Source organism: Pandoraea captiosa, from assembly GCF_902459775.1.
GTDB classification, from domain to species: Bacteria; Pseudomonadota; Gammaproteobacteria; order Burkholderiales; family Burkholderiaceae; genus Pandoraea; species Pandoraea captiosa.
Window position 1 is genome coordinate 270,107 of the sequence record NZ_CABPSQ010000001.1, and the last position, 23,866, is coordinate 293,972.

Annotated in this window: 22 protein-coding genes; 10 read left to right on the forward strand and 12 right to left on the reverse strand. The window is 64.2% G+C overall.

The features are described 5' to 3' along the window. Nucleotides 1-74 precede the first annotated feature (74 nt). Both PCA31118_RS01165 and PCA31118_RS01170 read left to right on the forward strand, forming a co-directional pair. Nucleotides 75-1,220 carry a GNAT family N-acetyltransferase gene (locus PCA31118_RS01165; protein WP_217431227.1) on the forward strand — a complete coding sequence of 382 codons (1,146 nt, stop codon included), beginning with the start codon at nucleotides 75-77 and terminating at the stop codon, nucleotides 1,218-1,220. A gap of 245 nt (nucleotides 1,221-1,465) precedes the next feature. Then, nucleotides 1,466-1,786 (forward strand): hypothetical protein, encoded by a 321-nt coding sequence (locus PCA31118_RS01170; protein WP_150622243.1) that lies wholly within the window; start codon nucleotides 1,466-1,468, stop codon nucleotides 1,784-1,786. A 134-nt stretch (nucleotides 1,787-1,920) separates the two neighbouring features. Here the strand turns inward: PCA31118_RS01170 and PCA31118_RS01175 are convergent, their stop codons facing one another. Together PCA31118_RS01175 and panV are read right to left on the reverse strand one after the other, a co-directional pair. Beyond that, complete coding sequence (locus PCA31118_RS01175) at nucleotides 1,921-2,538, reverse strand: GNAT family N-acetyltransferase (protein WP_150622245.1); 618 nt, start codon at nucleotides 2,536-2,538, stop codon at nucleotides 1,921-1,923. 47 nt (nucleotides 2,539-2,585) lie between these two features. Then, nucleotides 2,586-3,257: a pandorabactin biosynthesis transcriptional regulator PanV gene (panV, locus tag PCA31118_RS01180; RefSeq protein ID WP_150622247.1), complete on the reverse strand. Its 672-nt coding sequence runs from the start codon at nucleotides 3,255-3,257 to the stop codon at nucleotides 2,586-2,588. A 360-nt stretch (nucleotides 3,258-3,617) separates the two neighbouring features. On the opposite strand from panV, the gene PCA31118_RS01185 reads away from it, so the two are divergent. The 7 genes from PCA31118_RS01185 to PCA31118_RS01215 all read left to right on the forward strand — a co-directional run bounded on the left by PCA31118_RS01185 (nucleotide 3,618) and on the right by PCA31118_RS01215 (nucleotide 12,289). Continuing rightward, nucleotides 3,618-5,591 (forward strand): AMP-dependent synthetase/ligase, encoded by a 1,974-nt coding sequence (locus PCA31118_RS01185; RefSeq protein ID WP_150622249.1) that lies wholly within the window; start codon nucleotides 3,618-3,620, stop codon nucleotides 5,589-5,591. A 133-nt stretch (nucleotides 5,592-5,724) separates the two neighbouring features. Next, the gene (locus tag PCA31118_RS01190; RefSeq protein WP_150622251.1) at nucleotides 5,725-6,531 is read left to right on the forward strand and encodes an ABC transporter ATP-binding protein; all 807 of its coding nucleotides are present in this window, start codon (nucleotides 5,725-5,727) and stop codon (nucleotides 6,529-6,531) included. A 66-nt stretch (nucleotides 6,532-6,597) separates the two neighbouring features. Then, entirely contained in the window at nucleotides 6,598-7,512 is a 915-nt protein-coding gene (locus PCA31118_RS01195; protein ID WP_044456240.1) for a branched-chain amino acid ABC transporter permease, read from the forward strand. 66 nt (nucleotides 7,513-7,578) lie between these two features. Beyond that, on the forward strand, nucleotides 7,579-8,655 hold the full coding sequence (locus PCA31118_RS01200) for a branched-chain amino acid ABC transporter permease (protein ID WP_044456239.1): 1,077 nt from the start codon (nucleotides 7,579-7,581) through the stop codon (nucleotides 8,653-8,655). A 70-nt stretch (nucleotides 8,656-8,725) separates the two neighbouring features. Then, nucleotides 8,726-10,051 carry an ABC transporter substrate-binding protein gene (locus PCA31118_RS01205; RefSeq protein WP_150622253.1) on the forward strand — a complete coding sequence of 442 codons (1,326 nt, stop codon included), beginning with the start codon at nucleotides 8,726-8,728 and terminating at the stop codon, nucleotides 10,049-10,051. 136 nt (nucleotides 10,052-10,187) lie between these two features. After that, the gene (locus PCA31118_RS01210) at nucleotides 10,188-11,000 is read left to right on the forward strand and encodes an ABC transporter ATP-binding protein (RefSeq protein WP_150622255.1); all 813 of its coding nucleotides are present in this window, start codon (nucleotides 10,188-10,190) and stop codon (nucleotides 10,998-11,000) included. 50 nt (nucleotides 11,001-11,050) lie between these two features. Then, entirely contained in the window at nucleotides 11,051-12,289 is a 1,239-nt protein-coding gene (locus PCA31118_RS01215) for a phenylacetate--CoA ligase family protein (protein ID WP_150622257.1), read from the forward strand. A gap of 117 nt (nucleotides 12,290-12,406) precedes the next feature. On the opposite strand, the gene PCA31118_RS01220 is transcribed toward PCA31118_RS01215, so the two are convergent. The 7 genes from PCA31118_RS01220 to PCA31118_RS01245 form a co-directional block, all read right to left on the reverse strand. Next, nucleotides 12,407-13,849 carry an MFS transporter gene (locus PCA31118_RS01220; RefSeq protein WP_150622259.1) on the reverse strand — a complete coding sequence of 481 codons (1,443 nt, stop codon included), beginning with the start codon at nucleotides 13,847-13,849 and terminating at the stop codon, nucleotides 12,407-12,409. A gap of 130 nt (nucleotides 13,850-13,979) precedes the next feature. Then, nucleotides 13,980-15,131, reverse strand: a complete 1,152-nt coding sequence (locus PCA31118_RS01225; protein ID WP_150622261.1) for an FAD-dependent monooxygenase — start codon at nucleotides 15,129-15,131, stop codon at nucleotides 13,980-13,982. A gap of 61 nt (nucleotides 15,132-15,192) precedes the next feature. After that, nucleotides 15,193-16,020, reverse strand: coding sequence for a maleate cis-trans isomerase family protein (locus PCA31118_RS01230; RefSeq protein WP_246189999.1), 828 nt, complete (start codon nucleotides 16,018-16,020; stop codon nucleotides 15,193-15,195). Between the two features lie 4 nt (nucleotides 16,021-16,024). After that, nucleotides 16,025-17,803, reverse strand: a complete 1,779-nt coding sequence (locus PCA31118_RS01235) for an AMP-binding protein (RefSeq protein WP_150622264.1) — start codon at nucleotides 17,801-17,803, stop codon at nucleotides 16,025-16,027. A gap of 65 nt (nucleotides 17,804-17,868) precedes the next feature. Further along, nucleotides 17,869-18,129 carry a hypothetical protein gene (locus PCA31118_RS27260; RefSeq protein WP_246190000.1) on the reverse strand — a complete coding sequence of 87 codons (261 nt, stop codon included), beginning with the start codon at nucleotides 18,127-18,129 and terminating at the stop codon, nucleotides 17,869-17,871. Next, nucleotides 18,126-18,773: a VOC family protein gene (locus tag PCA31118_RS01240; RefSeq protein ID WP_246190001.1), complete on the reverse strand. Its 648-nt coding sequence runs from the start codon at nucleotides 18,771-18,773 to the stop codon at nucleotides 18,126-18,128. Before PCA31118_RS01240 ends, PCA31118_RS27260 begins: the two co-directional genes overlap by 4 nt. Before the next feature lie 86 nt (nucleotides 18,774-18,859). Further along, nucleotides 18,860-20,149: an alpha/beta fold hydrolase gene (locus tag PCA31118_RS01245; protein WP_150622266.1), complete on the reverse strand. Its 1,290-nt coding sequence runs from the start codon at nucleotides 20,147-20,149 to the stop codon at nucleotides 18,860-18,862. 186 nt (nucleotides 20,150-20,335) lie between these two features. Here PCA31118_RS01245 and PCA31118_RS01250 point away from each other — a divergent pair, with 186 nt between their 5' ends. After that, the gene (locus PCA31118_RS01250; RefSeq protein ID WP_150622268.1) at nucleotides 20,336-21,031 is read left to right on the forward strand and encodes a TetR/AcrR family transcriptional regulator; all 696 of its coding nucleotides are present in this window, start codon (nucleotides 20,336-20,338) and stop codon (nucleotides 21,029-21,031) included. 128 nt (nucleotides 21,032-21,159) lie between these two features. On the opposite strand, the gene PCA31118_RS01255 is transcribed toward PCA31118_RS01250, so the two are convergent. From PCA31118_RS01255 to PCA31118_RS01265, 3 genes are read right to left on the reverse strand one after another with little or no spacing between them, the layout of a single operon-like run. Continuing rightward, the gene (locus PCA31118_RS01255) at nucleotides 21,160-22,152 is read right to left on the reverse strand and encodes a HEAT repeat domain-containing protein (protein WP_150622270.1); all 993 of its coding nucleotides are present in this window, start codon (nucleotides 22,150-22,152) and stop codon (nucleotides 21,160-21,162) included. Then, nucleotides 22,149-23,015: an ABC transporter ATP-binding protein gene (locus tag PCA31118_RS01260; protein ID WP_150622272.1), complete on the reverse strand. Its 867-nt coding sequence runs from the start codon at nucleotides 23,013-23,015 to the stop codon at nucleotides 22,149-22,151. Before PCA31118_RS01260 ends, PCA31118_RS01255 begins: the two co-directional genes overlap by 4 nt. Beyond that, the gene (locus tag PCA31118_RS01265; RefSeq protein ID WP_150622274.1) at nucleotides 23,012-23,860 is read right to left on the reverse strand and encodes an ABC transporter permease; all 849 of its coding nucleotides are present in this window, start codon (nucleotides 23,858-23,860) and stop codon (nucleotides 23,012-23,014) included. The genes PCA31118_RS01260 and PCA31118_RS01265 overlap by 4 nt, the downstream gene beginning before the upstream one ends. Nucleotides 23,861-23,866 lie beyond the last annotated feature (6 nt).

The window sequence follows — 23,866 nt, forward strand, 5'->3', positions numbered from 1 at the left end:
TTGTGCCTGAAGTCGGTGAGTGAATTCTGACGGATGCCATGGCGGCGTCCGGCTTGTCCTGAGGAGATCGAATCGTGTCAATTGCCATGACGGCGCATGCCCAAACGTCGAACGCGACGGTGCCCCCGGCGGCGCTGGATACCCCTGAAGCCCCCGATATTCCCTACGCGCTCACACTGCCCGATGGCCGTCGTTATCACGCGAGCGGGCCCGACGACGCGGTCGCGCGTGCAGGTCAGGAGCTGACCCTTTGGTGCGATGCGCGCCCCGTCGCGGTCTTTCGCGTGAGCGAGGCCGACGACGGCATGATGTTGCAGGCAAAGGCTCCCCACGACGGGCACCTTCCGGTGCAGGCATTGCTACCGGTGCTGGCCGCCGTCTTCTGCCACCACAAGGCCTGCCGTCACGCGAGTGTGGTGTGGACTGCCGCGCAGTCCGATGCGTTGCACACGACATGGCTGGTCGGCGCGGTGCGCGAGGGTGTCGGCGAACGCTTCTCGCAGGTCGACGGTGCGCAAGTGCTGCATGTGTCGCGCCAGACGTTCTGGCAGCATCCGGCGCTGTGGTTGCGAGGTCCGTCGTCGGCCGGCATGGCGCAGCAGTATGTCGTGACGCAGGGAAAACGCCATCCGCTGCGCGCGCCCAAGCCGGTGGGCGAGGTGTATCGACGCCACATCGCGCGCCTCGGCACGCAATTCAGCCTGCGGGCCATCGACCAGCCCGGCGACGTCGAGCGCTTTCACGAGTGGATGAATCTCGACAGCGTGGCGCACTTCTGGGAGCAGACGGGCACGCTGGAGGAGCACGCCGAGTATCTGAAGAAGATGCACGACGACCCGCATACTGTCACGCTGTTCGCCTGTTTCGACGACGAACCGTTCGCCTACTTCGAGGTGTACTGGGCGAAGGAGGACCGCATTGCGCCGTTTTGCGACGCCGCAGACTATGATCGCGGATTTCATCTGCTCGTAGGCTCCACGCGCTTTCGCTCGCCGGGGCGCACGGAGGCGTGGCTGCGCTCCATCATCCACTACATCTTCCTGGACGATCCCCGCACCCAGCGTATCGTGGGTGAACCGCGCATCGATCACGACCGTTGGATCGCCTACATGCAGGGGCAGGGGGCGGCGCGGCTGCGCGAATTCGATTTCCCTCACAAGCGCGCGGTGCTGATCGCTTTCGAGCGCCAGACCATCTTCGAGCAATACGCACCGTGGTGAGTGCGTTGGCCGGGATGCGTGCCCCCTGGCGGACAGATCCGTGTGGACGTTGGGCAGGTGGACAGCCTCGAGCCCACCCGCTCCGCGTGCCAAAGCCCAATGAATTGTCGATTCCGGTCGCGCGTCTTTTGGTTGACGTATCGCGCGTCGCGGTGATTCGGAAGTTTCCGTAACTCTTGTCGCGTGTTCTTCCCCATCATGACGAATCGCTCCGGTCCGGGGCTTTTCGCCAAAGGAGGATGAAGATGAATGCGACGCGTGTGGACTATCAGCGTTGGATATCGCTCAGACGACGGGTGCCCGCCAATGAATATCCGGTGCATCCGCTGCCCGAAAAGTTGCCGCGACGCGGATATGTAGTCTGGTTCTACTTCCGCAACGAATTCTTCGGCGCCCATTACGACAAGAAACTGAACGTCTATGTGAGCGACCACGTCAGGAACCCGTGGGAGGCGTCTTTCCTGGAGACGAAAACCGAAGCGCTCGATATTGCGAGACGCATGGTCTGTCCCTGTCTGGTCCTGTACTCGGCCGGGCCGTTGGGATCGGTGAGCGCCGTGGCCTGACCGGGGGGCCCTCGGCGCGCCGAGAAGATTGGCCGCTCTCGGGTCTTCCGACCCGTTCGCCTCGGCTCACTTCATTCGATCCGCCATTCGACAGGCCATCCGACCCACCGTCCAAAACGTCATTGGCCATCGGTTCACGCCGACGTGCCGCGTGCCAATCGCTGCGCAAGCGCCGCTTTCACCTCCGGCCATTCGTCGTCGATGATGCTGAACCGGACGGAGTTGCGCTTGCGGCCGTCGGGCATGATGCGCTCGTGGCGCACGATCCCTTCTTGCTTCGCCCCAATGCGCAGGATGGCGGCACGCGACTTCTCGTTGAGTTCGTCCGTCGTAAATTGCACGCGAACGCAGTGCATCGTCTCGAAGGCATACGTCAGAAGCAACGACTTGGCCTCCGTATTGATGCTGGAGCGCTGCGCCGATGCACTTACCCACGTATGGCCGATTTCCAGCTTTCGGTTCGCCCGGTCCACCTTCCAGAAGCGCGTGTGGCCGACGACCTTGCCGGTGGCGCGCGCGACGAGCACGAACGGGATCACAGTGCCCTCGTCGCGCCCCTTCAGTGCCCTGTCGATGTAGGCGTCTACGGTGTCGGCGTTCGGTACGACCGTCACCTTCAGATTCCAGAGTTCGCCGTCCGCAGCCGCCGCGACGAGGTCCGGCGCATGATGACGTTCGAGAGGAAGGAGTGCTACGCTGCTGCCGCGCAGTGTCGGCCGGAAATCGACGGCCGGGGTCGGGTTCGTGGGCATGGGGGGGACTCGTGGCGGAAGGGGGCTGCAAACGCACGATTCTGCGCTCACATCCCGAACTCCCGCAATCCCTCCAGGTCGAGAATCGTCAGCACGCCGTAGTCGACTTTCACCAGTCCCGCCTGCTCAAGCACCTTCAACGCAAGATTCACTCGCTGGCGAGACACGCCGGCGAGATAGCTCAATTCCTCCTGCGAAATCTGCACGGTGTTGTCGTCCGAAGGATAGAGGGTTGGATTGAACATCGACGACAGCGAGCGCGCGACCCGGGCGTCGGTGTCGAGCAGACGCTCATGCTCCACGGCGGCAATGAACTGCCCCAGTCGTTCATTGAGCTGAAGCGTGAGAAAACGATTGAACGGGATACTGGTGTCGAGCAGCCAGTCGAACGTGGCGATCGGCATGTGTGCGAGAACGGAATCACGCAACGCCATCACGTCGTACTTCCGGATCTCGTGCTTGAGCACCGACCCTTCCCCGAACCACGCACCGGCAGGAACGCCCGTGAAGGTGACGGATTTTCCGTTGGCCGAAGCCGTCGTGATCTTGACCAATCCTTCGATGACGCCGAACCACGCATGCGTAGGGTCGCCCTTGCGGCACACGTAACCGCCGTTTTCCACCGGGCGCACCTGAATTTCCGCGACGACACGCGCGCGTTGCTCAGGCGTCAATCCCTGCGCCCATACGCTGCGCTGCAACAAGGTTTCGAGCGACATATAGGGACTTTCCCTTGATTGTCATCCTGGTGACAAACCCGCCGTGAGCCATGAGGTATCTTCGCCTTGCCTGGTAAGCGAGACAAGCACACACGGTGGTCTTGCACGACGCCGAAACACAAGTATAGAAGCTGAGCCTTGCCAGGCATATCGGTAGTCGCCGTAGTCACCCTGGTCGTTGGCCGCAGGCAGGTGTTGTCGCCATCGATTTGCATTCGTAAGATCGTATTCCAAACAAAAATAGCGTCATGCGAAGACGCTGCGAGCCACAAGGAGCGTGCCGCAAGCACGTGCGCCGACCGAGCCACGCCACTTCCCCCTCGACGAATGTCGACAGGTGGCGAGACACAGGAGACTGGCATGCAGGAGCGGACTACTTTCCCGCGGTTGTTGTTGGCACATGCCGCGACACGGGGCGCCCGTACGGCGTATCGGGAAAAGGATCTCGGGATCTGGCAAAGCTGGAGCTGGCAGGAGGCCGCGCACGAGGTGCGCATGCTCGCCTGCGCGCTCGCGGCGGCCGGCTTCCGGCGGGGCGACAATCTGGCCATCGTCGGCAACAACCGCGTGCGCTTGTACTGGGCGATGACGGCCGCGCAGGCACTCGGTGGCGTTGCGGTGCCGTTGTATCAGGACGCCGTGGCCGCCGAGATGGCGCACGTGCTCGAAGACGCGGAAATCGATTTCGCCATCGTCGAAGACCAGGAGCAGGTCGACAAACTGCTGGAACTGCGCGCACAGGTACCGCGCCTGTCCCACATCATCTATGAAGACCCGCGCGGCCTGCGCAACTACGACGCGCCCGGCCTGCAATCCTACGCGTCGGCGCTGGAGCAGGGGCGCACGTTCGATGCGCAGCATCCGCGCTATTTCGACGAAGCGGTGGCTGGCGTCGATCCCGACGACACCGCCACTATCCTCTATACCTCCGGCACGACCGGCAAGCCCAAGGGCGTGTGTCACTCGCACGCCGGGCTGATCGGCGCGGCCTATCACGGCAGCCAGTTCGACCGGCTTGGCCCGGGCGACGAGGTGCTGTCGTATCTCCCCATGGCATGGGTCGGCGACCATCTTTTTTCCTACGCCCAGGCGCTGGTCGCCGGCTTCACCGTCAACTGCCCGGAATCGCCGGACACGATCGCCACGGACATGCGCGAGATCGGCCCGACGTATTACTTCGCACCGCCGCGCGTGTACGAGAATGTGCTCACGCAAGTCATGATCCGCATGGAAGACGCCAACCGTCTGAAGCGGAAAATGTTCGCGCATTTCATGAATGTAGCGAACCGCTGCGGTGCCGCAGTGCTTGACGGCCGTCCCGTGCCGCTGCTCGATCGCCTGCAATACGCGCTCGGCAACCTCTGCGTGTACGGGCCGCTGCGCAACACGCTCGGCATGAGCCGCATTCGCACGGCCTATACCGCCGGAGAGGCCATCGGTCCGGATCTGTTCCGGTTTTACCGCGCCATCGGCATCAACCTCAAACAGTTCTACGGACAGACGGAGACCTGCGCTTACGTCTGCCTGCAGCCCGATCGTCAGGTGCGGTTCGACAGCGTGGGGCCGGTGGCCCCGGGCATGGAAATCAAGATCGCGGAGAACGGCGAGGTGCTGGTGCGCGGTGTCGGTTTGCTCAAGGAGTACTACAAGCGCCCCGAGGCCACACGCGAAGCGCTCGACGAAGCCGGCTACTTCCGCACGGGCGACGCCGGCATCATCGATGCCGACGGGCACCTGCGCATCATCGACCGCGCCAAGGACGTCGGCAAACTTGCCTGCGGATCGCTGTTCGCACCGAAGTACATCGAGAACAAGCTCAAGTTCTTCTCGTATATCAAGGAAGCCGTGGCGTTCGGCGACGGTCGCGACGGCGTGTGCGCCTTCATCAATATCGACATGGATGCCGTGGGCAACTGGGCAGAGCGGCAAAACCTCGCCTACGCCGGATACATCGATCTTGCGGGCAACCCGCTTGTGGCCGAGCTGATTCTCGGTTGCATCGAGCAGGTCAACGCGGATCTCGCCCGCGAGTCGGCGTTCGCCGCCGCGCAGATCCAGCGCTTTGTGATTCTCCACAAGGAGCTCGATCCGGACGACGACGAACTCACGCGCACGCGCAAGGTGCGCCGTGCCTATATCGCGCAGAAGTACAGCGAGCTGATCGATGCGTTCTACACGGGCAAGTCCACGCAGTTCATCGAGACGCGTGTGAAGTTCGAAGACGGACGGGAGGGCAGCGTGAGCGCCACACTAACGATTCATCCGGCGCGCGTGGTTGGCGTGCGCGCTCCCGTCGACGACCCTGCGCCTGCGAAATTTCGCTGTGCGGCATAGGCAATACGAGTGACATGCGCGACATGCGCGACATGAGCGAAGACAAGGCCATGCGCACCATGCACGCGTGGAGACCGCAGAAGACGCTGCGACGACGAACTGACCTCAGCCCGGCACTGCCGCAGGAGAAGGTATGAGTGAGCACCGCAAGACTGGCGACGTTTTACTCGATTTGCAGCACATCAGCCTGTCGTTCGGCGGGGTGAAAGCGCTGACGGACATCTCGTTCAACGTGATGGAGCACGAGATTCGCGCCATCATCGGCCCCAACGGCGCAGGCAAGAGCTCGATGCTCAACGTCATCAACGGCGTTTACCACCCGCAGCAGGGGACCATCGTCTTTCGCGGCGAAGTCCGTCAGCGCATGCATCCGACGGCTGCGGCGCGCCAGGGCGTGGCGCGCACGTTTCAGAACATCGCCCTGTTCAAGGGCATGTCCGTGCTCGATAACATCATGACCGGGCGCAATACCCGCATGCGCTCCGGGTTGCTCGCGAGCGCGCTCTGGTGGGGCAAGGCACGCCAGGAGGAGATGACCAATCGCGCCAAGGTCGAAGAGATCATCGACTTCCTCGAAATCCAGCACATCCGCAAGACACCGGTCGGGCGTCTGCCGTACGGCCTGCAAAAGCGTGTCGAACTGGCGCGCGCGCTGGCGGCCGAGCCGGAATTGCTGCTGCTCGACGAGCCGATGGCCGGCATGAACCTGGAAGAAAAGCGCGATATGTGTCGCTTCATTCTCGAAGTGAACGAAGAGTTCGGCACAACGATCGTGCTCATCGAACACGACATGGGGGTGGTCATGGATATCTCCGATCGTGTCGTGGTGCTCGACTACGGCAAGAAGATCGGCGACGGCACGCCGGACGAAGTGCGCGGCGACCCCGAAGTGATCCGCGCCTATCTCGGTGCGGCACACGGCGTGCCGGCGGCGGCATGACATCGCAACGACGGTGCAAAGACAGCGCAGGACCGTTGGCGACGCGTTGACAACCTGGAGACATCGATGCAGTTCTTCTTCGAAATCCTGATCGGCGGCCTGCTCTCGGGCGTGATGTATTCGCTCGTGGCGCTTGGCTTCGTGCTGATCTTCAAGGCGTCCGGGGTGTTCAACTTCGCGCAGGGCGCGATGGTGTACTTCGCGGCATTGTCCGTTGTCGGCCTGATGGAGCGTGGCTTGCCGCTGTGGGCAGCGGCCATCGGGGCGTTCGTGGTCATGGTGCTGGTGAGTGTGGCCACGGAGCGCTTCGTGCTGCGCAAGCTCGTGAATCAGTCGCCGATCACGTTATTCATGGCGACCATCGGGTTGTCGTTCTTTCTCGAAGGCCTGGCGCCGCTGCTGTGGGGCAACGAGGTACGCCCGTTGTCGCTCGGCATTGTGGATGAACCCATCGAATCGATCATGGCGTCGACGGGCGTGCTGGTGAGCAGCTTCGACCTCGCGGCAGCCGGCATTGCGGCGGTGCTCGTGGCGCTGCTGGCGCTGTTCTTCAAGGCGACGAGCATTGGCCGCGCCTTGCGCGCAGTGGCGGACGACCATCAGGCGGCGCTCTCGCTCGGGATTCCGTTGCAGCGTATCTGGGTGGTCGTGTGGAGCGTTTCCGGATTCGTGGCGCTCGTGGCCGGCATGCTCTGGGGCTCGCGCAACGGCGTGCAGTTCGCGCTGACGATGACCGCGCTCAAGGCGCTGCCCGTGCTGATTCTGGGCGGCTTCACCTCCATTCCGGGCGCCATCGTGGGCGGGCTGATCATCGGGGCCGCCGAAAAGCTCGCGGAGATCTACGTGCCGCAGTTGCTCCAGGCGCACTTCGGCGGAAATTTCGGCGGCATCGAAGGCTGGTTCCCCTATGTGTTTGCGCTGCTGTTCCTGCTGGTGCGCCCGGAGGGGCTCTTCGGCGAGCGGCACATCGACCGCGTCTGAGCGACTCGCCCTCGAACCGAAACTCAACCCGAACATACGCGCAAGCATCCATCGCAGAGGCCATCCATGTTCTATCGCGAAGCCGGGCAGTTCAAGACGTCCTACGTCGCCGACAGTCAGATTTTCCCGATCCGGCAGGATCGGATCGCCGTAGGAACCGTGCTCGTCGTGGCGTTCGGCGTGTTGCCGTGGGTCGCCTCGGAGTACTGGCTCACCGCCATCCTCGTGCCGTTTCTGGTCTTTTCGCTGGCGGCGCTCGGACTGAATCTGCTCACGGGATACGCCGGGCAGTTGTCGCTGGGTACGGCCGCATTCATGGCCGTGGGGGCCTATGCCTCATACAACTTCCAGCTTCGCATCGACGGGATGCCGATTCTGGCGTCGTTTGCGCTCGGCGGCGTGTGTGCTGCGATGGTCGGCATTGCGTTCGGCTTGCCGTCGTTGCGCATCAAGGGGTTTTATCTGGCGGTGGCCACGCTCGCCGCACAGTTCTTCGTGCTGTGGGTGCTAACCAAGTTCCCGTGGCTGTCGAACAACAGCTCGTCCGGCGTGATCACCGCGCAGAAAATCTCGTTGTTCGGTGTGGACGTCGATACGCCGGTGCGCAAGTACCTGTTCGTGCTCGGCGTGGTGAGCGTGATGGCGCTCGTCGCGAAGAACCTGGTGCGCTCGCACATCGGTCGCGCCTGGATGGCGGTGCGCGACATGGACGTGGCGGCCGAGGTCATCGGGATTCCGCTCATGCGCGTGAAGCTGCTCGCGTTCGCCGTCAGTTCCTTTTACTGCGGGGTGGCCGGCGCGCTCTACGCCTACTGTTACCTCGGCTCGGTCGAGCCGGACGGCTTCTCGCTCGATCTGTCGTTTCGCATTCTGTTCATGATCATCATCGGCGGGGTCGGCAGCATTCTCGGTAGTTTTCTGGGCGCCGCCTTCATTCTGCTGCTGCCGATCCTGCTCGACAGCACGTTGCCCACGATTGCGACGTTCCTGCATCTGCCGTTCACCAACGCCACCGTCTCGCACATTCAGTTGATGGTATTCGGCGGTCTCATCATCTTTTTCCTGATTGCCGAACCGCATGGGCTGGCGCGGCTCTGGCAGATAGCCAAGGAGAAGTTGCGCATCTGGCCCTTCCCGCATTGAGGTTAGCCAAGCCGGCGCGCACCGCCGGTGCAAGTTCGGTCACACACAAAACCACAGATGGAGACACAGCATGAACACGAAACAGTTGGCGGCATCGTTGGGTCTGGCGCTCGCGCTCGGCACGGGGGCGACGAATTCGGCGTTCGCGCAGTCGAACGATCAGTTCATTGCACTGGCTGACTATCGCGTCGGGCCGTACGGGGCGAACGGGCAGTCGTTCTACGGTGGGTTCATCGATTACCTCCAGTACGTGAACCTGAAGCAGGGCGGGGTGAATGGCGTCAAGCTCACGTGGGAGGAGTGCGAGACGGAGTACAACAACGCCAAGGGCGTGGAATGCTACGAGCGTCTCAAGGGCAAGAATCCGGTGACCAAGGGCACCGCGTACCACACGATGGCCACGGGGATCTCCTACGCGCTCATCGACAAGACAGCGACCGATCAGGTGCCGCTCGTCATGATGGGTTACGGCCGTACCGACGCGGTGGACGGCACCGTGTTCCCGTGGGCCTTCCCGCTGGTGACCACGTATCAGATGCAGGCCTCCGCGATCATCAAGTTTCTCGCCGACAAGAACGGCGGCTCGCTCAACGGCAAGAAGATCGTGTTCCTTTACCACGACTCCGCGTACGGCAAGGAGCCGATCGTCGCCATGCAGGCCGAGTCGAAGATTCACAAGTTCAACCTGATCGAAATTCCGGTGGCTCACCCGGGCAACGAACAGGGCGCGCAGTGGCTGCGCATCCGTCAGGAAAACCCGGACTACGTGGTGTTCTGGGGCTGGGGCGTGATGAACCAGACGGCGCTCAAGGCCGCGCAAAAGGTCGGCTATCCGCGCGAGAAGATCGTCGGCAGCTGGTGGGCCGGATCGGAGGAGGACACGATCCCGGCAGGCCCGGCGGCCAAGGGTTACATGAGCGCGACGTGGAACGTGGCGGGCAAGCAGGTGCCGCTCATCGCCGACATCGAAAAGGTGGTCTACGGCGCGGGCAAGGGGAATATGCAGGATCCGTCGAAGGTGGGCTCGGTGCTCTACAACCGTGGCGTGTCCGCTGCAGTGGCAACGGTCGAGGCGCTCAACACGGCCCAGAACAAGTTCGGCAAGGGCAAAGTGTCGACGCCGGTGCAGGTGCGTTGGGGGCTCGAGAACCTGAACATCGATGCGGCGCGTCTCAAGGCGCTCGGCGCGACGGGGCTGTTGCCTGACATCAAGACCAGCTGCGAAGACCACGAGGGATCGGGCAAGGTCCGTATCCAGCAATGGGACGGCGCCAAGTGGGTCATGGTCTCGGACTGGATCGAAGGCAATCGCCGTCTGATTCACCCGTTGTTCGAGGCATCAGCCAAGCAGTACGCCAAGGAGAAGGGCATTACGCCCGCCTGCTTCAAGGGCTGACGAAATTGATGAACATGACGAACGGTTTTCTCTCGCGATGCGCTCTGCGGCGCTTCGCGAGGGGCGCCGGACGTGAAGTCATCTGACGATTGAACGCCGGTCAGCGATCCCGGCAGCATCGATTCCGGAGTCACGCATGGAAGCGAGTTTGCGCGTCAACAATATCGAAGTCATTTACGACCACGTCATTCTGGTGCTCAAGGGTGTGTCCCTGATCGTGCCGGACGGCAAGATCGTGGCATTGCTCGGGGCCAACGGTGCGGGCAAAAGTACGACGCTCAAGGCCATCTCGAACTTGCTGCACGCCGAGCGCGGTGAGGTGACGAAGGGCACGATCGACTATCGGGGCGAGCGTGTCGAGAAGCTCACGCCCAATGGTCTGGTCAAGCGGGGGGTGATTCAGGTGATGGAGGGGCGTCACTGTTTCGGCCATCTGACCATCGAGGAGAATCTGCTCACGGGCGGCTATGTCAGGCACGCATCGCGCAGTGCCCAGCAGCATGCCCTCGAGCGCATTTACGCCTATTTCCCGCGCCTCAAGACGCGCCGCAAATCCCAGGCGGGTTACACCTCCGGTGGCGAGCAACAAATGTGCGCGATCGGGCGCGCGATGATGGCGCAGCCTTCGATGATTCTGCTCGATGAGCCTTCGATGGGCCTCGCGCCGCAGATCGTCGAAGAGATCTTCACCATCGTGCGCGATCTCAACCAACGGGAGAATGTGAGCTTTCTGCTGGCCGAACAGAACACGATGGCGGCGCTGCGTTATGCCGACTATGGCTACATCCTGGAGAACGGGCGTGTGGTGATGGACGGCGACGCGAGCGTGCTGCGCGATAACGAGGATGTGAAGGAGTTCTATCTCGGTATCGCCAAGGATGGCGCGAGCAGTGCGGGGAGCTTCCGCAACGTCAAGAGCTATCGACGGCGCAAGCGCTGGATCGCCTGAGTTGGCACATCGTCCCATTGCACCTCAATCCCGATCGCTTCTCCGTTGCCATGAACGAATACTTCGATACGCTGGAAACCCGTGCACCGGCGCTTCGCGAGCAAGCCTTGCTTGCCGCCCTGCCGGGACAGGTCGCACATGCGCGCACGCACGCCGCCTACTTTGCCGAAGCGCTTGAGGATGTCGACGCCGGCGAGATCGGTTCGCGCGACGCGCTGGCGGAATTGCCCGTCACCCGCAAGTCGGATCTGGCGGCGTTTCAGCGGCGCAATCCGCCGCTGGGCGGTCTGAACGCCACGCCGGTGAGCGGGCTGGCCCATGTCTATCAGTCTCCGGGGCCGATCTACGAGCCGGACGGCCGTGGCAGCGACTGGTGGCGCTTTGCCCGCGCCATGTTCGCTGCGGGCCTGCGGGCAGGGGACCTGGTCTACAACACCTACTCCTATCACTTCACGCCCGCCGGCATGATGATCGAGACGGGCGCGGCGCGGCTCGGCTGCTGCGTGTTTCCCGCCGGCGTAGGACAGACGGAGCTGCAACTGGAAGCCATTCGTCACCTGCGTCCGGTGGCTTATGCCGGAACGCCGTCGTTCCTCAAGATTCTCATCGAGAAGAGCGAGGCGGCGGGGGCGGACATCAGCAGCATTCGGCGCGCGACCCTCTCCGGCGAGGCGCTGCCGCCATCGTTGCGCGCGTGGTTCAACGGCAAAGGTATCACCGCACGGCAGTTGTACGGTACGGCTGACCTCGGGCTGATTGCGTTCGAGAGCGACGCGCAAGCCGGACTGATCGTCGACGAGAATGTTCTGGTCGAACTGGTGGAGCCGGGCGGCACGAAACCGGTCGCGGAGGGGGAAGTCGGCGAAGTCGTCGTGACGAACTTCAATCCGGACTACCCGCTGATTCGTTTTGCCACGGGGGATCTGTCGGCCGTCGAGGCCGGTATCAGCCCGTGCGGGCGCACGAACATGCGGCTCAAAGGGTGGCTGGGACGTGCCGATCAGACCGTCAAGGTGCGCGGCATGTTCGTGCACCCGGGGCAGATCGGTGAGATCGGCAGACGCTATCCGGAACTGGTCCGCGTGCGTTTGCGCGTGGAGGGGCGTGTCGGGGACGACCGGATGCGTTTGCTGTGCGAGACGACGGACGTCCCGCCCGAAGGGTTGGCCGCCCGTGTGCAGGAGACGTTGCGCGACGTGACCCGACTGCGCGGCGAAGTCGATTTCGTGGCGGCCGGATCGTTGCCGACCGATGGCAAGCTGGTGGAAGACGCGCGGGCGTACGACTGAGTCCGGTTCAGCCTGCGACAGCCAGGCGCGCGGTGCAACGCCATCCGCGCGCCTTCTGTTTTTGGGAGGACCTTTCGCGTCCCGGCCGGTCTGGCCGGGTCTCGTCACGCGAGATGCTCAGACCTTCGATAGTCCGGCGGGTGACTCCACAGTGGCGGGCACACCGAGGGGCGTATTGATGGGTGCATTGGTGGGCGCATCGATGGCCGCCCCAACGGGCAGGCCGACGGCCGCCGCACGCGCGTGCCGGGTGCCGGCCAGCAGGATCCCCAGCGCAGCGAGCATTGCGGGAATCGCCAGCAGCGTGAAGAGCCCTGCGTTGCTCCAGCCCGCGCCCAGCAACAGCGCCCCGCCGAAGGAACCGGCCACGGCGCCGATCCGGCCGATGCCCAGCGCCCATGCCACGCCGGTTGCCCGGTTCGACGTGGGGTAATAGGCCGACGCAATGACGTTGGCGCACACCTGCGATCCGCTGACACAGAAGCCCGTCACGAAAATGCCGATCGCAAGCCACGCCGCGGTGTTTGCCACGGCTAGCGACGCGAGCGCCACGGCGCCCAGCAGATACGCGGCCGCGACGACCTTGTACGGATGCCAGCGATCGATCAGCACACCCAGCACGATGGCGCCGAGCACGCCGCCGCCCTGGAGCAGGCCCGCGAACATCGAGGCCTGCTTGAGCGTCAGTCCGCTGCGTTGCGCCAGAATCGGCAGCCAGTTGATGAGCAGGTACAGCAGCAGGAGGCTCATGAAGAACGCCAGCCAGAGCAGCAACGTGCCGCGCCGGTAGTCGCGGTGAAACAGTTGCACCACGGGCGACGACGGCAGCCGGTCGTCGCTGGCGACATAGTGCCGCGTGGCGTCTGCACGCCCGGGCGCCACCCGCGACAGAATCCGGACGATCTGCGCCTGCGTGCCGCCCCGAATGGCGAGGAATCTCACCGATTCCGGTAGCGTGAACCAGAGTACGGGCACGAGCGCGAGCGGCAACACGCCACCCAGCGCGAGCAAGCCGCGCCAGCCGATGCCCGCCACGAGATAGGCCGTGACCACGCCACCTAGCGCCGATCCCAGCGAGAAGCCGCAGAACATCAGCGTGAGCAACGTGCCACGGCGTCGCTCGGGGCTGAACTCCGAGGTGAGCGTGATGGCGTTGGGCATCGCGCCACCGAGGCCAAGCCCGGTGAGAAAGCGCATGGCGATCAGCCATTCGACGTTGGGGGCCAGTGCCGCGCCGATGCTCGCCGCGCCAAAGGCGGCCACCGAAAGAATCAGCACGAGGCGGCGGCCGACCCGGTCCGCCAGCGGGCCGCTGCAAAAGGCGCCGACCATCAGGCCGAGCAGGCCGGCGCTAAATAGCGGTCCCAACGAGACCATCGACAACTGCCACTCGCTGCGGATGTGCGGCGCGATGAAGCCGATGATGGCGATGTCGAAGCCGTCGAGCGCCACGATCAGGAAGCACATCACGCTGATCATGATCTGGAAGCGCGAGACGGGGCTCGCGTTGATGAAGTCCCGCACGTCGACCGACGGCGGCCTGCTGGTAGGCTGGTCCATGAAACTGTCGCCTGTCTGGGTTGGCGCTGTCAGGGCGCGCATTTTTTAGCAGGCGCTTTTATAGGGGCTTATGTCGCGCCTTTCGGGGGATATGCCAAGTAGCGGCCGCGTTATGTAGCGTTATGTAGCGTCATGCCGCATGCCCGTGCAGTGGGGCGGCGTCGTTCGCCTCGACCCGTGCAATGAACGCGGGATCGCGCTCACGCAGCGCTTCGTGACTTACGCGGCCGGTGCGCATCATGTAGTCGTAGGCGAAGCTCACCGGGTCGAGGTGCATACGCGTGTCGACGGACTCGTACCAGTCGAGACTGCGGCGTGCGGCGTCCTGAAAGCGGTCCGACGCGGTACGCCGGCGCTGTTCGAATTCGGCGAACGCGGCCGGGACGTCCGCGCGATTCGCACAAAGCGCCTCGAACAGGGCGATGGCGTCCTGCATGGCCATGCGGGTGCCCGAGCCGAGCGAGAAGTGAACACTGCGCAGCGCGTCGCCGAGCAGCACGACATTGCCGTGGGACCACCGCGCGTTGCTCACCACGCGCGCCTGGAACCAGTGCGAGCGGTTCGTGAGCAATGGGTGGCCGCCCAGATCGTCTGCGAAGATCTGTTCACAGAACGCCCGGCTTTGCGCCTCCGATGCGGTGTCCAGCCCGCAGCGCGCCCATGTGTCGGGATCGACTTCGACGAGGAAGGTCGAGTGCTCGGGACTGTACTGATAGGCATGCGCCATGAACACACCGTGTGGCGTTTCGCGGAAGATCAGCGAGACGGGATGAAACCGCTGCGACGTGCCGTACCACGCGAACTTGTTGCGCCGCTCGTCGAAACTCGGCATGAACTGCGCCGCCATGCGGGTGCGCACCTCGCTGTTCACCCCGTCGGCGGCGACGATGACATCGGCGTCGGGTAGCTGCGCAGGATCCGTCACGTGGCTCTGATAGCGCACGTCGACACCGGCGTCTTCACAAGCTTGCTGAAGCACGCGCAGCATGTCGATGCGTGAGGTGCGGGAGAAGTGGTTGTTGCTCAGACGCACGGGCACACCCTGATGCACGATCTCCATGTAATCGCAGCGGGTATGGTGCGCGGTGAATTTCTTGAAGAACGCTTCGTCGGCTTCCTTCAGGAAGGCGAGGGCGATGTCTGAGAACACGACGCCCCAGCCGTAAGTCGCATTCGCCGGGTTGCGTTCATGGACGACGATCTCGTCTTTCGGGTGGCGCTGCTTCATGAGCAACGAGAAATACAGGCCCGCTGGCCCGCCACCGATGACGGCGATTTTCATGATGGTCTCCTTGTGTGGGGGTAGGGCGTTGCGCTCGGCATCCGCCATAGTCAAGCGAACTTCAGGCGAATTGGGCGCTCGGTTGCGGGCTCGCTTGCACGCTTGCTTGCGCGCTCGATTGCGCGTCCGGCTGCCGCGGCGTCTGGCCGAGCAGCGCGCCCGCGTTGGGCACCACCGGCGCGAGTCCGAGGTGATCGAGCATCTGGCGCACCGTGCTCACGGCGGTGGAGGTCACCGGCAGGCCGATGCGCTCCTGGGCCAGCGCAATGGCGGGGAGCGACGGCATCTGCACGCAGGCGGAGAGCACCACGACGTCCGCGTTGGCGGTGTTCAGGCGCCCGACGTCTTCGAGCAACTGCATGGGGTCGCGCCGGCCGACAGCCAGGTTGTCAGGAATCTCGAAGGACAGGGCGTCCAGCACTTCGATGCCCTCATGTTCGATGTAATCGACCACGGCCTGCGTGAGCGGCTTCATATAGGGCGCCATGAGCGCGATTTTGCGTGCGCCGAGTGTCTTGAGACCGGCCACGAGCGCGCCGGCAGACGTCATGACGGCGGCCTCGCAATGATTCTCGCGGGCCACCTGTCGAAGGTCTTCCTCGACCTGGCGGTGATAGCCCGGTCCCATCGCCATGATGGCCACGAGGCACGCGGTGCTCATGACGTCCACGCGGGCGTCGGCCAGCTCTGCGGCGCAGCGCAGGCCCTGACGATTCATCGCTTCCAGTTCTTCCTTCACCACCCGATGCATGCGCATGCGGCTGGAATGGAACGTGAAGCGCTCAGGCAGGATCTGTTCGCGAGCGCGAAGCATCGCGGGGATTTCGGTCTCCATCGTGGTGTTCGAACTGGGCACGATCTGGCCGATGCGAAATGGGCGTTGGGTCATGAGGTCACTCTCCGGAAAATGACGGGGCGGCGTGTGTTGTACGCTCGGCAGTGGTGGCCGTGGTGGCAGTGGTGGCAGGGGCGGCGCTGGGGACAGCCGACTCCGTGGCGAGCCGCCCGGCGATGGCGGCGCGCAGCGACGCCTTGTCGACCTTGCCTACGCGTGTCACAGGGAACTCGTCGATGACCTCGACGCGTTCCGGACATTTGAACTTCGCCAGTCCGTGGCCGACCAGAAATGCCACGAGTTCGGTGACCGACGGCGCCCGGTGCCCCGGGCGCAAAATCAGGTAGATGCAGCCGCGCTCGCCATAAACCGGATCGGGCATGGCGACGAGCTTGGCGTCGGCGACCGCCGGGTGGTGACTGACGAACGCTTCGACTTCTTCGCAGCCGATCTTCTCGCCACCGCGATTGATGTTGTCGCGCAAGCGCCCCTCGAAGGCGAAACAGCGCACGCCGTCGATGATTCGTTCCGTGACCATGTCGCCCGTGCGTACGAAACCGTCGGCCGTAAGCGTATGGGCCGTCGCCTCGGGCGCCTTGTAGTAGCCACGCAGGCTCGATGGCCCTCGGAAGCAAAGCTCGCCCGGGGTGCCGGGCTCGACGGGCATGCCGCGCGTAGCACCGGGTTCGCTGTCTGGAAACAGAACACGGATTTCGTCGTCTTCGCAGCCGGAAAGACCTTGTGTGTGATGCCGCAGCGCGGCAGGCAGCGTCGGCCCTGAGCCCATCAGCAGGCCTTCGGTCGTGCCGTACAGGTTGAAGCAGGGCACGCCGAGATGCGCTTCGAGCGAGTCGGCCCGGCTCATGGTGCCGAAGAGTTGCAGCGACGACAGGTCGTGCTTCGCAACGTCCTTGTACGCGATCATCTGTGGCGCGACGGGGCCGATCGACAGACCGTGGGTGACACGGTGCATCTCGATGAGCGTGAGCATCCGGGCAATGTCGACGCGCGGCATCAGCACGGTCGTCATGCCGGTGCTCACGCTCGAGGCGAGCGCATAGAGCTGACCGGCGTTGTGCAGCAGCGGCAACGACCAGATCATGCGGCTGTGTTCGGTCATGCCCAGGTGCCGCATCCAGGCCAGCGAATGGCCGATGTATTCGGCGTGAAAGCGCGGAATGATCTTGGGCACGCCCGTGGTGCCGCCGGACAACTGGAAGCTCAGGACGTCTTCGCTGCCGATGCGAACGCCGGCGAGCACGCTGCGCGCGCGCTGCAGGGGCATCGCATCGATCAGGGCCTCGATGGCGCAATGTCCGGCGATGGCCGCGTGCGCTGACGTGCCGCGCGCCACGAGCAAATGCGCGATGGCGGGATGACGGTCCATCATCTGACGGGCGAAGCCGACGAGATCGAACGCCGAAACGTCGGCCTGCACGAAGTAGGCGCGGGCGTCAGATAGCGCTGCGAGTTGCCCGATTTCCACCTCGCGGTATTGCGGCACGGCGCATACCGGCACGACGCCGGCCTTGTAAGCGCCCATCAGGGCAACCACCGTGTCGACGGTCGTTCCCATCTGAAAAATGGCGCGCTCGCCGGGGCGAAGCCCAAGCTCGACGAGCGCGGCGCCGAGTCGCTCGCTGCGCTCGTCCAGACTCGCGAAGGTGATCGAGGCTTCGTCGCTGAGGTAAGCCGGGCGCTCCGGCACGCGCGCGGCCGTGGCGCGCAGCGCATCGCCGAGCGTGGCGTCATGCCACGCACCGGACGCAAAGTACCGTTGCGCCAGCGCGGGCGGGCAGTACGTCACGCCGTCGATAGGATGATGAATACCGCTCATGTTGTCTCCTGCACGTCTTGTTTGAACTGGCGTCTCAAGCCTGCTTTCGGATTTCTGGTCTCAGGTCAGGCGCGTGGGGCGATCCGCACGACATCTCGCTCGAACTGTTCGATCCGGCCGTCGAGTCCGCCGGTGAAAAGTCCGTACCAGACAGCTGGTTTCAGACCGAGCGCACGGCGCTCGAAGGCCACCGGGGCGTCGCTGGAAATCACGGTGTAATCGCCGGTGTCCTCGACCCGGCACGTCGGTATCTGTCGCGCCGCGTGCGTCAGCGAGGCGAATTCGGGCACGTTCAATACAAAGATATGCAATGCGGTGGCTTTCATGACTGACGCTCCGACGACAAGGGCAGACCATGGCGTTGCGCCTTGCGCAGCCACACGTTGTCGATGCGGGTGTTCGGCTGGCCGCTGGCGATCGCTTCGTCTTCGATTTCCATGGCCGCTTCGAGGGTGAGGGCGGCGTCTCGGGCGTCGATGGCCGACAGCGCGCGCAGCTTGCGCGTAATCTCGATGAAATAGCCGTTCGGATCGCGGAAGTAGATCGACTCGATCACCTCGTGCGCCGTCTCGGCGGACACGTCGACGCCGCGCGCTTCCAGCCGCGTCTTCCACGCGTGGAGGTCTTCCTGCGTGTCGACGAGCCAGGCGGTGTGCGTGGCGTCGAACACGTGATCTTCGGGCCAGGGAGCGCGCCCGGGGCGCGTCGCAAGCGATTCGGGTTCGGCCGCGCCGAGGTAGTAGAAGAACGCAATCGTGCTGCCGTTGCCGCTATCGAAGAAGAAGTGCAGGAAGTCCGGATGCGTTGCCGGGCCCCAGCCTCGCGCGGAAATCGTGTGGATGAGCGGCAGACCGAGCACATCGCGGTAAAACTCGACGGTCTCGCGCAGGCGCCACGTGGGCCGCGCCGTGTGATCGACGCCGTGCAGTCGCAAGGCGAGGTTGGCGGCGGGAATGTCATTCAGTTTCATGGCGGAGTCTCAATGCGGTATTCAATGGAACCGAGGGGATCAAGGGGGACAACGAGATGCCTCAAGGCATCTGACGGGCCGGGGCATCACGCAAAGGTCTCGCGCAGCCAGTCCTGGAGCAGTCGTGCGGCGATGTAGCGGCCGGGTTCCTCGCCATCGGCCAGCGCGCGGCCGTGGTGATCGCCGCGCACGCGTCGATGCGACTTTCGTGTCGATCCGAGACTCGCGAAGAGGTCGGCGATCACGCTCGGGAAGCACGCCTGGTCGCCGGTGTACTCGATCAACAGCGTGGGCTGCTCGATGGCAGGGGCCGTCTTCGAGAGCAGCGCGTTCGACGACAGTCCGGACCATGTGGACAGCCACGCCTCCGGGGAGCACACGCGAGCGAAACCGACGGAGCCATAGTTCGACGTGAAGGGATCGCTGCCCCACAAGGACCCGTAGCGCCGGTCGGACGGATCGAGCGTCAGATCGAAGCAGCGCAGGTCCGCGTCGGTGCGCCACACCGTCATGAGCGGCGTATGCGCGGCGGTGCGGCGAAGCTGTCCGCCAACGCTGATTGCATGGGAAGACGCGCGCTTCAGGCGCTCGCGGGCGTCCTGACGCACGGCGATCAACTCACGCGCGATGGCGTCCAGGCGGGCAACCCGTGCTGCCTGCGCGGCGCGATAGCGGGTGACGAAGTCGGCGTCGTAGCGAGTGAGCGCCGCTGGGTTTTCCTTGTCCCGCGCCTTGTCCCGCGTCACGTAGCCGTTGGCGGCGTCGAAGGGATCGAGCGACGGATCGACGCTCAGCGCGTCCGACTCGTCGGTCACCGACGGATCGATGCACATTTGCAGCAGCGCGCCTTGCCCCGGGTGGGGCGCGACGAAGACGACGCCGTCGATCTGCGGCATGTCGAGTGACGCCAGCTGCGTCGGGCGACCGCCCGGCGTGCGCGCGATGCGCTCGGCCGGTGGCAGGCCCGACTGCTGGACGTAAAGCGCATACAGGCCACTGCCGCCCGAATTGCCGAGCAAGACAATCTTCCTGAAACCCGCCTCGCGCAGGAATTGCATGCCGGCGGCAACGTCGAAGAGCGCCAGTTCGTGCTCCAGCCGCATGTCGTTGCCCACGGCGCGCGGCGCCTGCGTCCAGGCGGCAAAGCCCGCGCCGACGATATCCGGAATCAGGTAGTGGCACGCCATGAATTCGCGCGGGTGCATGATGCACACCACCGTATCTGCCGTGCCCGCGCCATAGAGCGAACCACTCGTGGCCGCCCCGTCCTTCGTACGAAGCACGACATTGCGTGTTGTCGTGCCCAATGGCAGGTCTCGCGGATTCCAGTCCGTATTGAGGAATCCTGCCGTCGCGCCTTGTTGCTGATGACTCATCTCTGCACCTCCTTTTTTTGACATCCTAGTTCAAATTTTTACAAAGTAGTAAACATTTTTGAAAAAATTTGACGAATACGTAAAAACCCGGAGATCGCAATCGCAGCGAGCTTTTCCGGGTGAGCGAAATTGGTTATCGTTGGGGTTTTCTGACGCCGGCGTCAAAAAGGCAGGTGGATATTGGCCATGAGCAAAACGCAGACCAAAAGCGACGCATTGCGCGAGAATATTCTGGACGTTGCAACGAAACTGTTCATCGAACGGGGATTCGACGGCACGAGCTTCAACGACATCGCGGACGTGGTGGGCGTGACGCGTCCCGCGCTGTACTACTACTTCAAGAGCAAGGAAGCGATTCTTGAGGTGCTGACAGTGGTGGTGACGCGAGCTGCCGGAGACCTGGTCTCGGAGCCGTTACCGGAAAATCTTCGGCAGCCGCGTGCCATGCTGCGCCACCTGGTGCTTCGGCATGCGCATCTGATCCTCACGCATGCGCTGCAATTCCGGGTGGTGGAGCGTAACGAAGAGAATCTGCCGCCAGAGCAGCGCGAACTGGCCGGGCAATCGCGGCGCGCCGTGCTGGCGCAGTTTCGTCATGCGATCGAACTGGGTATCGAGCAGGGGCAGTTTCGCGTGATGGATCCGAAGGTCGCCGCCTTCTCGATCATCGGCATGTGCAACTGGACCGCGTGGTGGTTCACGCCGGCGGGCTCGCGAAACGCGGAGGAAATTGCGGCGCAGATCGCCGACATGGCGCTGCGTTCGGTGGAGCAGGATGCCGGGCGGCAGCTCACAGAACAGAGCGCCGCAGGCGTGCTGAAACTGTTGCGCGACGATATCGACTTGCTCGAACGTCACCTCGGGCCGAACCTTCGGCCGTAGCTCTGTTTGTCGATGTGTGTCGACGTACCGCGCGCCAATCGTTGGTTCCCCCGGCATCGTCCTGCTCGTGATGCCGGGGATCGTCGATCATTGGCGGTAGGTCGTCGCCGTCGCCGCGGCATGACAGCTCATGCGGCCCCGATTTGCGCGATGGCAATGCGTGCGGCCTTGCGCACTTCGGGGTCGGCGTCTGCCAGTGCGGCCGTCAGTACCGGCAGGGCTTCGCTGTCGCCGATTTCGCCGAGCGCCAGTGCGGCTTCCTTGCGCACGTTGCTGATCGGGAACGTGAGCAGCGCGCTCACCGAGGCGATGCTCGCCGGCAGCTTCAGCTTGCCGAGCGCCCGAGCGGCCTGTAACGTGACCTGCCAGTAGTCGTCGTCGAGCGCGAAGGCTAGCGCGTCGCGCGCAGCAGTCAATCGCAGTTTGCCCAGTGTCGCCGCGGCCTCTTCGCGGACCTGCCATTCCCCATCTTGCAGCGCGCCGATCAGCGTGTTCAACACGCTGTCGTCGGCGGCGAACCCCAGCGCCCCCGCCGCCGCCTTACGCACCTCCGGCGCGGGATCCGTGCGTACCAGTGCGGCGAGCGCGGGCAGAGCCGCCGCGTGTCGCAACCATCCCAGCACGCCCACCGCTTCGCGACGCACGGCAGGCGACGTATCGTGCAGGGCGTCGAGTGCCGGTGATGCGCTTTCGGGAAGGCGCAGTTCGCGCAATCCTCGCAGCAACGCCGTGCGCGCAAAGGTGTCGTGCTCCGCGTGCAGGCGTTGTACCAGCGCTGCGCCGAGATCGGCCTGCTTGAGCGCGGACAGGCTCTCGGCGGCGCCGGCGCGTGTGGTGTCGTCGGCGTCGTGCAGCGCGTCGCACAGTGCGGCCACCACGTCGACGGTCTCCCATCCGGCAAGGCGCTCGGCGGCGGTGCGGCGCACATGGGCATCGGGGTCGTGGCGAAGCCGTTCGACAAGCTGCGGCAGCCACGCATCGTCCTCCAGTTCGGCGACGTCGAGAATGGCGAGGCGTCGCACGGTGGCGTCATCGTGAGACAGGCGTGCCAGCAACCCGGCGTCGGTGTCGTCAGCAGTATCGAAGTCGAGGGCGTCGCGAGACGCAAGGGAAGACGTCATGAGGCAAGAGAGGCGGAGGAGGATCGAAGATCGCCCAGCGGGTCGAGTCGCGGAGCGGGCAGAGCGCTGCGCTGATGGCGCAGTCGTGTGAGCAGATGGCGTTTGAGTGCCACGAATTCGGGTTGCGTCACGAGATCCTGTTCGTCGTCGCGCAGGCGCGGTCGGGCGAATGGCACGCGAATATCGTCGATGATCGTGCCCGGCCCGGGACTCATCACGAGCACGCGATCCCCGAGAAAGAGCGCTTCGTCGATGTCATGGGTCACGAACACGACGGTGGGGCGTTGCACGCTCCACACGTCGAGCAGCAGCGCCTGCATCATGGCTCGCGTTTGTGCGTCCAACGCACCGAAGGGCTCGTCCATGAGCAGGACACGCGGCCCCGTAATCATCGCGCGGGCGATTTCCGCCCGTTGCTGCATGCCGCCGGAGAGCTGCGACGGATAGCGCTGTGCAAAGTTGCCGAGCCCCACCCGTTCAAGCCATTCGGCCGCGAGCCGGTGACGTTCGGGTTTGTTCACGCCCTGCATCTTCAGGCCGAACGCCACGTTATCGAGCGTCTTGCGCCAGGGAAACAGCGTGTGGTGCTGGAACACCATGCCGCGCTCGGGCCGAGGCCCGTCGATGGAGGCGCCGTCGAGCGTCGCACGGCCATGACTCGGGGCGATGTGTCCGGCCAGCACGCCGAGCAGGGTGGATTTTCCGCATCCCGACGGGCCCAGCAGGCAGACGAACTCGCCCGGCGCGATGTCGATGCTGACATCCTGGACGGCCACGAAACGACGCTCGCCGTCGCCCAGCGTAATACGAACGTTCTCGATGGCGACATGCCCGCCAATGCGATCTGAGCGAAGCGAATTCATCGACGCTCTCCACTCGGATGGCGCCAGGGCGTGAGGCGCTCGCCGATGACTTTGACCACTGCGCTGCTGCCCATGCCGAGCAAGCCGATGACGAGCATGCCGACCACGATATCGGGGTAGCGCTGCACAGTGTAGGACTCCCATGTGTAGTAACCGATGCCGAACTGCCCGGAGATCATCTCTGCGGTCACGAGGCAGAACCACGAGGTGCCCATGCCGATGGCCAGTCCCGTGACGATGCCGGGCGTGGCGCCGGGAAGTACAACCTCGCGCAGCACGCCCCAGCGCCCGGCGCCCAGACTGCGCGCCGACGCGACGAGACGGGCATCCACCGATTCGGTACCGTGAATGGTGCCCAGCAGGATCGGAAAGAACGCGCCGGTGAACGTGATGAAGATCATCGGCAGTTCGGCGGACGGAAACATCAGGATCGCCAGCGGAATCCATGCGACCGCGGGAATCGGGCGCAAGACCTCGAGCGGCGGCAACAGCGCAATGCGTGCCCACGACGAGCGTCCGATGGCCAGGCCGCACACGATGCCCGTGGCCGCCGCGATCAGATATCCCCAGGCCACGCGCTGGAGACTGCTCGCGAGATGACGCGCGAGCTTCGGCGATTGCAGCAGCGACCAGGCGGCGTCCAGCGTCTGCGAAGGCGAGGGGACGTTCTCGAAGTTCACGATGCCCAGATGGATCCGATGCGTCGTCACCCAATGCCAGAACACCACGCACAGCGCGAGCGATATCCCTTGCAGCGCCACCCTGAATGACCGGCCGCCGATGCGGGCTCGGCCACTGGGGGCCGCGCGCGCGAGCGCGATGTCGGATATCAGGTTCGATGTCATGACGTG